The organism is Nocardioides sp. NPDC006273 (genome assembly GCF_040613495.1).
Lineage (GTDB): Bacteria > Actinomycetota > Actinomycetes > Propionibacteriales > Nocardioidaceae > Nocardioides.
The window spans coordinates 16280-28209 of sequence record NZ_JBEXSD010000002.1; the positions used below are offsets into that span (position 1 = coordinate 16280).

13 protein-coding genes are annotated in these 11930 nt (G+C 69.4%); 6 read left to right on the forward strand and 7 right to left on the reverse strand.

Features of this window, described 5'->3' with window-relative positions:
- The first annotated feature begins 118 nt into the window (after nucleotides 1-118).
- The gene (locus tag ABZZ22_RS01140; protein ID WP_354925961.1) at nucleotides 119-421 is read left to right on the forward strand and encodes a hypothetical protein; all 303 of its coding nucleotides are present in this window, start codon (nucleotides 119-121) and stop codon (nucleotides 419-421) included.
- A gap of 55 nt (nucleotides 422-476) precedes the next feature.
- A complete protein-coding gene (locus tag ABZZ22_RS01145; protein WP_354925963.1) occupies nucleotides 477-1010 on the forward strand; it encodes a glutathione peroxidase in 534 nt (177 codons plus the stop codon).
- 77 nt (nucleotides 1011-1087) lie between these two features.
- On the opposite strand, the gene ABZZ22_RS01150 is transcribed toward ABZZ22_RS01145, so the two are convergent.
- From ABZZ22_RS01150 to ABZZ22_RS01165, 4 genes are all read right to left on the reverse strand, one after another.
- Nucleotides 1088-2974 (reverse strand): CocE/NonD family hydrolase, encoded by a 1887-nt coding sequence (locus ABZZ22_RS01150; protein ID WP_354925965.1) that lies wholly within the window; start codon nucleotides 2972-2974, stop codon nucleotides 1088-1090.
- Nucleotides 2975-3066: 92 nt separating this feature from the next.
- Nucleotides 3067-3717 (reverse strand): CoA transferase subunit B, encoded by a 651-nt coding sequence (locus ABZZ22_RS01155; protein ID WP_354925967.1) that lies wholly within the window; start codon nucleotides 3715-3717, stop codon nucleotides 3067-3069.
- Nucleotides 3718-3720: 3 nt separating this feature from the next.
- Nucleotides 3721-4518: a CoA transferase subunit A gene (locus ABZZ22_RS01160; RefSeq protein ID WP_354925969.1), complete on the reverse strand. Its 798-nt coding sequence runs from the start codon at nucleotides 4516-4518 to the stop codon at nucleotides 3721-3723.
- 100 nt (nucleotides 4519-4618) lie between these two features.
- The gene (locus ABZZ22_RS01165; protein ID WP_354925971.1) at nucleotides 4619-5845 is read right to left on the reverse strand and encodes an acetyl-CoA C-acetyltransferase; all 1227 of its coding nucleotides are present in this window, start codon (nucleotides 5843-5845) and stop codon (nucleotides 4619-4621) included.
- Between the two features lie 187 nt (nucleotides 5846-6032).
- On the opposite strand from ABZZ22_RS01165, the gene ABZZ22_RS01170 reads away from it, so the two are divergent.
- Genes ABZZ22_RS01170 through ABZZ22_RS01185 form a run of 4 tightly spaced genes read left to right on the forward strand, consistent with a single transcriptional unit; the run spans nucleotide 6033 to nucleotide 8431 of the window.
- Nucleotides 6033-6725 carry an energy-coupling factor ABC transporter permease gene (locus ABZZ22_RS01170; protein WP_354925973.1) on the forward strand — a complete coding sequence of 231 codons (693 nt, stop codon included), beginning with the start codon at nucleotides 6033-6035 and terminating at the stop codon, nucleotides 6723-6725.
- A complete protein-coding gene (locus tag ABZZ22_RS01175; protein WP_354925975.1) occupies nucleotides 6722-7069 on the forward strand; it encodes a PDGLE domain-containing protein in 348 nt (115 codons plus the stop codon). Before ABZZ22_RS01170 ends, ABZZ22_RS01175 begins: the two co-directional genes overlap by 4 nt.
- Before the next feature lies 1 nt (nucleotide 7070).
- Nucleotides 7071-7682 carry a cobalt ECF transporter T component CbiQ gene (gene cbiQ / locus ABZZ22_RS01180; protein WP_354925977.1) on the forward strand — a complete coding sequence of 204 codons (612 nt, stop codon included), beginning with the start codon at nucleotides 7071-7073 and terminating at the stop codon, nucleotides 7680-7682.
- Nucleotides 7679-8431: an ABC transporter ATP-binding protein gene (locus tag ABZZ22_RS01185; protein WP_354925979.1), complete on the forward strand. Its 753-nt coding sequence runs from the start codon at nucleotides 7679-7681 to the stop codon at nucleotides 8429-8431. The genes cbiQ and ABZZ22_RS01185 overlap by 4 nt, the downstream gene beginning before the upstream one ends.
- A gap of 131 nt (nucleotides 8432-8562) precedes the next feature.
- Here the strand turns inward: ABZZ22_RS01185 and ABZZ22_RS01190 are convergent, their stop codons facing one another.
- From ABZZ22_RS01190 to ABZZ22_RS01200, 3 genes are read right to left on the reverse strand one after another with little or no spacing between them, the layout of a single operon-like run.
- A complete protein-coding gene (locus tag ABZZ22_RS01190; RefSeq protein ID WP_354925981.1) occupies nucleotides 8563-8988 on the reverse strand; it encodes a DUF3054 domain-containing protein in 426 nt (141 codons plus the stop codon).
- A gap of 22 nt (nucleotides 8989-9010) precedes the next feature.
- Entirely contained in the window at nucleotides 9011-10141 is a 1131-nt protein-coding gene (locus ABZZ22_RS01195) for an amidohydrolase family protein (protein ID WP_354925983.1), read from the reverse strand.
- A complete protein-coding gene (locus ABZZ22_RS01200) occupies nucleotides 10132-11913 on the reverse strand; it encodes a phospholipid carrier-dependent glycosyltransferase (protein ID WP_354925985.1) in 1782 nt (593 codons plus the stop codon). Before ABZZ22_RS01200 ends, ABZZ22_RS01195 begins: the two co-directional genes overlap by 10 nt.
- Nucleotides 11914-11930: the final 17 nt, after the last annotated feature.

Below are 11930 nucleotides of genomic sequence, written 5' to 3' on the forward strand. Positions count from 1 at the left end.
GAGGAGCGCGTGTTGGGGTGGCGTGTCTGGCGGCGAGATTCGAATCACTGTTCGAAAGATGATTCGCTAAGCGTTAGGGGATGCGGCGGAGGCGGCGGATTGAATATGCTGCCCCGTCATGACGACTCCCGGCACCCAAGGCGATGTCCGCCGCGCGCCGTGGACGTTCGAGACCGGCCGGTGCGCCGCGACGGTGACTCCGGAGGCGATCGAGTTTCGATTCATGGTCACCGCGCCCGACGGCTCGCTGAGCGAGATGCTGCTGTCGGTGGGTCGGCACGACATGCCGACGCTGCTCGAGGAGATCGCCTACGAGATGCCCGAGGCGCTCGAGTGGATGGCGGCCGCGATCATGACGGTCGCCAGGGACCGGCGGCTGGCCGAGGAGGCCTCGTCGGTTCGGCATCAGCGCGGGGCATAACCTCGGGCCCAGCCGGGTTGTCCCCCTGACCCAGAACTCGATCGAGGAGAGACCTGTGACCACCACCCACGACTTCAAAGCGACCGCCGCTGACGGCAGCACCGTCTCCCTCAGCGACTACAAGGGCAAGCTGCTGCTGATCGTCAACGTAGCGAGCAAGTGCGGTCTGACGTCGCAGTACGAGGGCCTGGAAGCGCTCTACCGGGCAACCAAGGACGCCGGGGTCGAGGTCATCGGGTTCCCGACCAACCAGTTCCTGGGTCAGGAACCCGGCACCGACGAGGAGATCCAGGAGTTCTGCAAGACGACGTACGACGTGACCTTCCCGGTCCTGGCCAAGGTGGACGTCAACGGGGAGGACGCCGAGCCGCTCTACGACTTCCTGCGCGCCGAGGCGCCCGGTGACTGGGGCCCGCACCTTGGTCAGTTCTACGAGGCGGTGAAGGACATCAGCCCGGCGACCGAGCCCGGCGACATCAAGTGGAACTTCACCAAGTTCCTCATCGGCCGCGACGGCGAGGTCCTCAAGCGCTACGAGCCGACAGTGACGCCGGAAGAGATCCAGTCCGACCTGCCCCAGTACCTGTAGCCCGCCGAAACGTCAGTTCTCGAGGTCGAGAGGCAGAAGGTTCTGACCTCTCGACGTCAGAAAGTGACGTCTCGGCGTTACTTCCGGGCCGGGAGGATCAGCGCCGAGGGGTGTGCCTTCGTGTGATGGACGGTCACGACGCCGGCGACACCGCGGACCAGCTGCTTGACGTTGGGCAGCAGGTGAGGGACGTCGTAGGAGTGGACGCTGACGCGGAGGCGGTGGCCCTTCTTGATCACCGCGCCGGTCGGGAAGACCTCGACGGGCACCCGGTAGATCTTGCCGGGAGTGACCGGCTGCTCGGCCTCACGGGTGAAGGGATGCCACGGCTGGACGACCTGACCGTTCAGCGTCCGCGACCTCGACGGCAGGACCGCACGATGGCGCAGGGTCTGCCAGCCGCCGGTGATGCGGTCGACGGACCCGTCGGGCGCGACATCCTCGACCGAGACCGAGATCAGGCCGTCGGTGCCGGTCGTGGAGACGGACAGATCGGCATTGAGCGGACCGGAGAAGGCCAGGTCGGAGGCTGCCGGAGACGTCTCGTAGGAGACCCCGAGCGCGTCGTTGATCCGGTTGTCGGTCTCGCAGCCGGGGATCGCGAGGGCGCCCGCGGTCCACTGCGCGGTGCTGCGCGAGCACAGCCCCTGCACCGGCAGCGGCACGATGGTGTCTCCGCCGACAGGCTTCAGGGCCGACCCGAGGGCGTACGACTTGGCACGGACCTCGCTCCCGAGCCACGACTGCATCGCGCGCCACTTCCCGGACCCGATCTCGTGGTAGGTCACCGGAGCGACGTCCCGGTCGAGGGTCGTGTCCGACAGGCCCATGAGGTGGGTGTCGAACCACCGCAGCGCCATCTCGTTCAGGCTGTTGATCCCGCTGCCCTCCAGGCCGGCGGCCGTCGCGGCCTCGGTGTGCGTCCACGGGCCGACGAGCAGCTTGGTGTCCACCCCGTTGCGCTGCATCCGGTCGAAGAGCATCGGGGCGCCACGCTGGAAGATGTCGTACTGCCCGGCCGTCACGAACGTCGGTACGTCGATCTCGTCGACCACGCTCAGCGGCGAGCGCTTCCGATAGAAGGGGCCGTCGTAGGCGGCGTCGCTGCCGAGTACCGCGCTGGTGAGCATCGGCACCTGGAACCCGAGCGCGCCGCCGACGTGCTGCAGCAGCGTGGTCAAGGTCGCCTCGGGGCGGGCCTTGTTCACCGCCGGCGGCACCAGCCCAGCGCCCGTGACGAGCCCGAACCACAACGGGATGAACCCGGCGTCGATCTGTCCGCCGGAGGCGACCACGTCACGGTAGACGTCACCGGCCGGCACGATCGGGAACATCGCTTTCAGTCCGCGCGGGTGCTGGGCGGCGGTGAAGAACTGGTTGATGGCCATGTAGGAAGCGCCCCACAGGCCGAGCTCGCCGTTGCTCCACGGGCGCTGCTTCGAGGTGGCCCAGTTGGCGACCTCGAGGCCGTCCTTCTGCTCGCGGTCACCGAACGCGTCCCACTGGCCGGCGGAGGAGCCGGTGCCGCGGACGTCGGTCTGCACGAACACATATCCGCGCTCGACGAAGTAGTCGCCACCGCTCCCGACGGACAGGTTCTTGTTGTAGGGATTCTGCGTCAGGATCACCGGGAACCGACCCGCCGCCGCGGTGCCGTCGGCCCTCGCCGGACGGTGGATGTCGGCCAGGAGCACGACCCCGTCGGACATCGTGATCGGGACATCCTTCTCTACGACCACGCCGTACGTCGCCGGCCGAGGCTTCCACCCGCCGACTCGCGCCTGCGGCTGGGCCGCCGGGGCAGCCCGTGGGACCTGGGGCGCAGCGGCCGGAGCGGCCGGCAGCGTACGCGCCAGGCTCTCGGCCTCGCCGGCCAGCGATCCGACGTCGGATGACGTCGGTGGCAGGAACGTCGTGACAAGAGCCAGGAACGGAAAGAGGAACGACAGGATGCCGAGATTCACGACTCACTCCCAGGGTGTGGTGGCCATCACACCCTCAAACGAGAAGTGCAAACGTGAGTTACGCGAACGTGCTCCGGTATTGGACAGCGAGACTAAGCGACTGCTGCTGAGGTCTTGTCGACCACAGGCGCGCCCGTGGCAGCCACGACCTCGTCGTACGTCACCCCGGGAGCCAGTTCGACGAGCTCGAAAGACGCGCCGGCGACGTCGAGGACGCCCAGGTCCGTGATGACCCGCTTCACGATCCCGCGACCGGTCAGCGGCAGGTCGCAGTCGGCCAGGAGCTTGGGGGCGCCCTTCTTGGTGACGTGCTCCATCAGCACGATCACCCGCCCAGCGCCGGAGACGAGGTCCATCGCGCCGCCCATGCCCTTGACCATCTGGCCGGGAACCATCCAGTTGGCGATGTCACCGTTGGTCGCGACCTGCATCGCGCCCAGGACGGCGACGTCGATGTGGCCGCCGCGGATCATCGCGAAGGAGGTCGCGGAGTCGAAGTAGGAGGCTCCGGCGAGCACGGTCACGGTCTGCTTGCCGGCGTTGATCAGGTCGGGGTCGACCTCGTCCTCGTAGGGGAACGGGCCGACGCCGAGGATGCCGTTCTCGGCGTGCAGAACCACCGTCGAGCTCTCCGGGATGTAGTCGGGGATCAGCGTCGGCAGGCCGATCCCGAGGTTGACGTAGTCGCCGTCCTGCAGTTCCTGCGCGGCGCGCGCGGCCATCTGGTTGCGGTCCCAAGCCATGACTCAGGCCTCCCTGCTCGATGTGGTCTCGGTCGGGCGCTCGCCGCGCGTCGTACGCTTCTCGATGTCCTTGCGCGCTGCCTGCTCAGCCGTCAGCGCCACGATCCGTTTCACGAAGATCCCCGGAAGATGTACGTCGGCGGGGTCGATCTCGCCGACCTCGACGATCTCCTCGGCCTCGACGACGGTGATCCGTCCCGCCATCGCGGCCGGCACGTTGAAGTTGCGGGTCGAGGCGTTGAACTGGGCGTTGCCGGCCCGGTCGACGCGGGTCGCGCGCACGAGTGCGAAGTCGGTGACGATGCTCTCCTCGAGGACCATCTGCCTGCCATGGAACTCCCTGACCTCCTTCGGCTCGGAGGCAACGGCGATGGTGCCGTCAGAGTGGTAGCGGTAGGGGAGGCCGCCGTCGGAGACCATCGTGCCGACGCCGGTCGGCGTGTAGAACGCGCCGATCCCGCTGCCACCCGCGCGCATCCGCTCCGCGAGCGTGCCCTGCGGAGTGAGCTCGAGGGTGATCTCGCCGGACAGATACTGCCGGCCGAACTCCTTGTTCTCTCCGATGTAGCTCGCGATCACCCGGGAGATGCGGTGGTCGTCGAGCAGCAGCCCGAGCCCGGCGCCGTCGACGCCGCAATTGTTGGAGACGACCATCAGGTCGTCCGCGCCCTGCTCCCGCAGCGCCTCGATCAGGAACCAGGGGATTCCCACCAGCCCGAAGCCACCCACGGCCAGGCTCGCTCCGCTGTGGATGTCGGCGACGGCTTCCGCGGCCGACCCGACTACCTTGTCCAGACCCATGTCTTCTCTTCTCCTTAGCCGAGTCGGCTCAAACTGACACGATTTCCGGCCGAGTCGGCTCGTCATGACGAGCCGACTCGGCAACGTTTTGCCGGTCGGCTCAGCGCACGGCCTCGAACACGGCCGCGAGCCCCTGCCCGCCACCGATGCACATCGTCTCCAGGACGTACTTCGCCTCGCGGCGCTGCGCCTCGCGGGCCGCCGTGGTGAGGATCCGTGCACCGGTGGCGCCGATCGGGTGGCCCAGCGAGATCCCCGAGCCGTTGGGGTTGAGCCGCTCGTCGGTCGCGTCGATCTTCCACTCGCGCAGGACCGCGAGGACCTGGGCGGCGAAGGCCTCGTTGAGCTCGATCAGGTCGATCTCGTCGAGGGTGAGCCCGGCCTTTTCGAGGGCGGCGCGACTGGAGAGGACGGGGCCGATGCCCATCCGCTCCGGCTCGCAGCCGGTCACGGCCCACGACTTGAGCGTCAACAGCGGAGTCAGACCGCGCCTCTCCGCCTCGGCGCGGGTGGTCACGACGCACATCGCGGCGCCGTCGTTCTGACCGGACGCGTTGCCGGCGGTGACCGTCGACTCCTCGTCGACCTTCAGCCGGATCGGGCGCAGCGAGGCCAGCTTCTCCAGCGAGAGGTCGGCACGCGGGTGCTCGTCACGGTCGACCACAACGTCCGGCTTGCGACGGCCGCCGGGGACGGTCACCGGCACCAGCTCGTCGGCAAACTTGCCGGCCTCGTGGGCGGCCACGGCACGCTGGTTGGAGCGCAGCGCGAGCTCGTCCTGCTCCTCGCGCCCGATGCCGTACTCGCGACGCAGATTCTCCGCCGTCTCGATCATGCCGCCGGGGAGCGGGTGGTCCTTGCCGCCGGCGGTCTCGCGGGCCCGGTCGAGGCGGTCGAGCAGCTGGATGCCGCCCTGCTTCACCCCGCCACGCAGCCCGAGAGCGTAGTGCTCGACGTTGGACATCGACTCCGCGCCGCCGGCCACGACGAGGTTCGCGGCACCGGTGGCGACCGAGCCCGCGGCGTACAGGATCGCCTGGAGACCCGAACCGCAGCGGCGGTCGATCTGCAGGCCGGGGACGCCGTTGCCGAGCCCGGCGTCGAGGGCGGCGATGCGGCCGATCGCGGGGTTCTCCCCGCTGGCGTACCCGTTGCCGAGGATGACGTCGTCGACGTCGCCCTCCTGCAGACCGGTGCGCTCGACCAGCTCGCGCAGGACCGTCGTGGCGAGGTCGGTCGCGGTCAGCGGCGCCAGGGCGCCGAGGAACCGGCCGACCGGGGTGCGGAGGGGCTCGCAGATGACGATGTCGTTGGCGGCGCTGCTCATGCCATCGACCGTACGCGCGCAGTCATGACTTGAGAAGTATTCGTTTAGCGTGGATTGACACATCTGAGGTCTTGATCGACTGTCCGACCGGACAGTGCACGGGTAAGGCTATTGCGATAAGTTCGCGTTAGCAGTTTCTCCTCGGATTCCACTTTCGACCGACCCCACGCAGATCAATGAGGTGACCATGCACGTCCCCGACGGCTTCCTCGACGCCCCGACGTCGATCGCCACCGGCGCAGTCGCTGTCGTCGCGGTGGGTATCGCGCTGCGCGGCGCGCGCCGCGAGCTCGACGACAAGACCGCCCCGCTGGCCGGTCTGGTGGCCGCGTTCGTCTTCGCGACCCAGATGATCAACTTCCCCGTCGGGGCCGGCACCAGCGGCCACCTGATGGGTGGCGCGCTGGCGGCCGTGCTGGTGGGGCCGTGGACCGGGGTGCTGTGCGTCTCGGTCGTGCTGATCGTGCAGTCCCTGCTCTTCGCCGACGGCGGCATCACCGCGCTCGGCACCAACATCCTGCTCATGGCCGTGACCACCGTGGTGGTCGGCTGGTTCGTGACCCGGGTGCTGCTCAAGGTGCTGCCGAAGCGTGTCGGCATGGTCGCTCCCGCGGCTGCCATCGGCGCGTTCGTCTCCGTGCCCGCGGCAGCCCTCGTCTTCACCGGCCTCTACGCCGTCGGCGGCACTGCCGACATCTCGCTGACCACGCTGGCCACCGCGATGCTCGCGTGGCACACCGTCATCGGCCTCGGCGAGGCCGCGATCACCTTCCTCGCCGTCGGCGCGATCCTGTCCGTGCGTCCTGACCTCGTCTACGCCGCCCGAGGCGTGATCGCCGAGCGCGACCTGGTCATCAAGACGAAGGAGTCGGTGGCATGACGACGGCGACGAAGACGGCGGCCACGAAGAGGGCGGTGCCGTTCAAGTGGGTCGCCGTCGGCATCGCCGTCGTCGCGCTGCTCCTGGCCGGGGTGGTCTCCTACTACGCCTCCGCCAACCCGGACGGCCTCGAGTACGTCGCCCACAAGACCGGCTTCCTCGACAGCGCCTCGGAGCACGGCGCGGCCGACGGCCCGCTGGCCGACTACAGCACCAAGAGCGTCGACGACGCGCGGCTCTCCGGCGGCCTCGCCGGGGTGATCGGCACCGTGGTGGTGCTCGTCATCGCCGGCGGCCTCGCCCTGGTCGTACGCCGTCGATCCACCGAGTCCGACGAGGCCTGAGGTGCCGGCTCACCTGAAGGTGCTGGCGCTGGTCGGCTTCATGCTCGTGGTGGTCGCCACCCCGCGGGAGTGGTTCGCTGCGTACGCTTTCTTCCTCGCCGTTCTGGTGACCGTCGGCGCTGTGGCGCGGGTGCGTCCGGGGTGGGTGCTGAAGCGGATGGTCGTGGAGGTGCCGTTCGTGGTCTTCGCGGTGCTGATGCCGTTCATCGCGCAGGGACCGCGGGTCGACGTGCTCGGCCTGAGCCTGAGCGAGTCGGGGCTGCTCTCGGCCTGGGGGCTGCTTGCCAAGGGCACGCTCGGCGTGATCGCCGGCCTCCTGCTCGCCGCGACGACGACCCCTCAGGAGCTGGTCCGCGGCCTGGAGAGGCTGCGGATGCCCGAGCAGCTGGTGCAGATCATGGCGTTCATGGTCCGCTACCTGGAAGTGGTGACCGACGAGATGCGCCGAATGGCGGTGGCGCGCTCGTCGCGTGGCTTCGTCGCCCGCAACCCGCTCCACTGGCCGGTGCTCGCCCGTTCGGTCGGCGCGCTGTTCATCCGCTCCTTCGAGCGCGGCGAGCGGGTGCACCTGGCTATGGTGTCGCGCGGCTACACAGGGAGAATGCCCCGGTGAGCACTCCAGTCCTCGACGTACGCGGCTTGGCCTTCGCCTACCCCGACGGCCATCAGGCGCTCTTCGGCGTCGACCTGCACGTCCACCGCGGTGAGAGGGTCGCGCTGCTCGGGCCCAACGGGGCGGGCAAGACGACGCTGGTCCTGCACCTGAACGGGATCCATCTGGCCGGCGCCGGGTCGGTCACGGTGAGCGGGCTCCCCGTGACCAAGACCAACATCAAGGAGATCCGCCGCCGCGTCGGCATCGTCTTCCAGGACCCCGACGACCAGCTCTTCATGGGCACCGTCCGCGAGGACGTCGCCTTCGGCCCCGCCAACCTCGGCCTCCGCGGCGAGGCTCTCGATGCCAAGGTCACCGAGGCGCTCACGAAGGTCGGCATGGAGGAGTTCGCCGACCGGCCCCCGCACCATCTCTCCTTCGGTCAGCGCCGCCGGGTGGCCGTGGCCACCGTGCTGGCGATGGACCCGGAGATCCTGGTCCTGGACGAGCCCTCCTCCAACCTCGACCCAGCCTCCCGCCGCGAGCTCGCCGACATCCTCCGTGACCTCGACGTCACCGTCCTGATGGTCACCCACGACCTTCCGTACGCCCTCGAGCTCTGCGGACGCTCGGTCATCCTCGACGGAGGCATCGTGGCCGCCGAGGGCCGCACCGTCGACGTACTCTCCAACGCCGACCTCATGCGCGCCCACCGCCTCGAGCTCCCCTTCGGTTTCGACCCGGTCGCCGCAGCCGCCACCCTCTAGCCGAGTCCGCACTTCTGGCGAGCCGAATCGGTAGTTGTGGACGCCGAATCGGTAGAAATGGGCGACGAAACGACAGTTTCGTCGCCCATTTCTACGGTTTCGGCCCGCCAGAACTACCGATTCGGCTGGGGTCAGCCGGCGAGGCGGCGGGAGCGGTAGTGGAGCTTGGCGCTGACATAGCCGCGCCAGCCGACGAGGGTGATGCCGAGGAAGAGGATCGAGACGACGAGGAAGGCGGGCGCGAGGCCGCCGCCGGTGAGGCCGCGCAGCACCATCCCGATCACGTACGTCCCGAGCCAGACGACCACGCCGGCCGGCCAGGTGCGAGCGGCGGGCCAGCGGCGCCAGGCCAGGACGGCCCAGGTCGCGACGAGCCCGACGAGGAAGGGCCAGGCGATACGAAGCACCACGAGCGCCGGTCCGGAGTCGTGCGACTGCCGTCCGGCGAAGGCGAAGAGGAGCACGAAGAAGACGTCCGCGGCGAAGGCCGCGACCGCCCACTTGGGCACGAGCCCGGCGATGAGTGGGGAGGAGACGTCGGACTTCGTGGAGGACATGGTGCTCAGGATACGAGCCGTTCTAGGAGGACAGCCAGACCCCGCCACGCATCACCCGGACCGGCTGCAGCGACTCGTCGCAGACGACCAGATCGGCCCGGGCGCCCACGTCCAGACGGCCCGCGTCGATGCCCACCACCGATGCCGGCCGCACGCTGGCCGCCTTCATGAGCATGGCCAGGTCGATCCCGGCCGCGGCCTGGCGGCGTACCTGGTCCATGAGCCGTGAGGTGCCACCGGCGATCGACCCGCTGCCGGTCCCGTCGGCGACTCGGGCGACCCCGGAGCGTACCTCCACGGAAAGCGGCCCGAGCTGGTAGTCGCCGTCGGCCATCCCGGCCGCGGCCATCGCGTCGGTGACGAGCACGACCGATCCTGGCACCATCGACATCACCGCCCGGACCGTCTCGTCGGCGAGGTGGATGCCGTCCGCGATCAGCTCCACACAGGCGTCGCCGACACCGGCTGCCCCGAGCGAGCCGAGAACGGGCCCGGGGTCGCGGTGGTGCGCGGGTGGCATCCCGTTGAAGAGGTGGGTGACCAGGCTCCCCGGGCCGGCGAGGAACGCGCGGGCCTGCGCAGCGGTGGCCGCGGTGTGCCCCAGCGCGACCACGGCCCCGGCCTCGGCGAGCACGGCGGCGACCTCGTCGGCCCCCGGCAGGTCCGCGGCCAGCGTCATCACCCGCAGCTGCCCTCGGCCGGCGGCGAGGAGCTCACGGGTGAGCCCGACATCCGGCGCCATCAGCCGATCGGGATCATGCGCTCCTCGGCACGAGTTCGCCAGGAACGGCCCTTCCATGTGGATCCCGGCGATCAGCCCGGCCTCCGCGGCCGTGGCCAGGGCAGCGACCACCTCGAGCAGTCGGTCGGGGGCGTCGGTCACGGTCGAGGCCAGCAGCGTGGTCGTACCGGCGGCGTGATGCACCCCGGCCGCGACAGCGATCTCGTCCGAGGAGGTCGAGTGGAACGAAGCCCCACCCCCGCCGTGGTTGTGGATGTCCACCAGCCCAGGCAGGAGGATCCCGGACGACTCGGGATCGTCGGAGGCAGGCGAACGCACCTGGGTGACCTGCCCCGACGACACGGTCACGACGACGTCGTCGAAGCCACCCGGCCGCGGCACTGACCCGCGCAGCACATGCTCTAGATCCATCGTTTGAACCAGATCCTCGTCAGCCATTCTTGTCGGGTGAGCAGCTCGTCGGTGTAGATCGGCCAGAACCAGGCGAAGTTGCAGATCACCAGCACGACGAAGATGCCGCCGGCGATCGCGCCGCCGATACGCCGCCGGACCCCGGAGTCCCGGCCGGCGAGCGGAGGCGGCCGATCGAGCAGCTTGCCCAGGCACAGACACAGGCCGAGCACCAGGAACGGCAGCGCGATGATCATGTAGAAGGAGAAGATCGGCCGCCCGGCGTACTGCAGCCAGGGCAGCCAAGTCGAGAGCACCCCGACGACGGCGACACCGAACCGCCAGTCCCGTGCGGCGACCCACATGAACGCGGAGACGATCAGCGCGACGAAGGCTCCCCACCACAGCACCGGGGTGCCCAGCAGCAGGACCTGCCGCAGACACGTCCCCGCCTCCTCGGGACCGTCGCCGTCGGGGTCGGTCGCCGGCGACGCCTCGCACATCTCGCCACGAGACTTCGAGCCCGACAGGATCCCGGTGTCGGCGGCGACCCCGACCGGACGGTTCAGGACGAGCCAGCCGATCGGGTGCGAGCCGTAGGTGTGCTCGGCGCAGTCGAGGAAGTGGGTGTGGAAGGTGAAGACGTCGCGGTGGTAGTACCACAGCGACCGCAGCGACTGGGTCGCCTCCCCGAGCCCGGACGCGTCCGGCTCGGTCGCGGTCGGCCAGCGCTTGTCGTTGAGGTTCTCGGGGACGTACGACTTGTCCTCGCAGTGACCCTCGCCGGTGTAGCGCGTGTACTGCGTCGCGGAGAGCGACTCCTCGTAGACGTCGGCGTGGGTCATCCACGGGATCCACGTGATCACGTAGACCGCGAGCGCGACCCCCACCAGATGCACGAACGCCGTCGGCCCGTCGGCGACACAGGCACGGAGCCAGGAGAGCCGTACGCCGAAGGAGCGCCGCATCCCGGCGGACCAGGCGACATAGAGGAGACCGAAGGCGGCCAGCGGGTAGAGCGCCTCCCACTTGCAGCCGATCGCCAGCCCCCACGCGACGCCCGAGCAGAGCAGCCACGGCCGGAACAGCATCCGGCGGATCGGGCCCCAGGCGCCGGGTTCGGTGAGCTGGGCAGGAACGAGCAAGGCGAACCGGCGTCGACACCAGTCACGGTCCATCACCATCAGGTGCACCGCGAGCAGCAGGAAGAACGCCACGAAGAGATCGAGCAGGGCCAGCCGCGAGAGCACGAACGCGAGCCCGTCGAAGGTGATCAGGATGCCGCCGACGAGGCCGAGCAGCATGGAGCCGGAGACGCGGCGTACGAACCGGATCGTCAGCAGCACCAGGAGCGAGCCGACGACGACCGAAGCGATCCGCCAGCCGAAAGGGTCCATCCCGAAGAGCTTGATGCCGATCGCGATGAGCCACTTGCCGACATCGGGGTGGACGATCATCGACGGTCCGTCGGCGAACTGCCCCTCGAGCTGTCCGGCGAGGATGCTGTCGTCGGCGCCCTCGATGAAGTTGCGCGCATAGCCGAACTCGAGCAGCGACCAGGCGTCCTTGGCGTAGTAGGTCTCGTCGAAGGCGAAGACCTTCGGGGTCCCCAGGTGCCACAGCCTGAGCAGGAAGGCGAGCACGGTGATCCCGATCGTCGCCGCCCAGCCGGCCCGCGGCGAGCCGTTGAGCCGGCGCCGGGCGCGTTCCCAGGCGGTCGGGAGGAGGTGACCGGAGGGGGTGCCGGCCAAGCCCTCCATGGGCTCCGGCTCCTCGGTCACCGTCGTCGTCACGAGGGAACCATATAAGC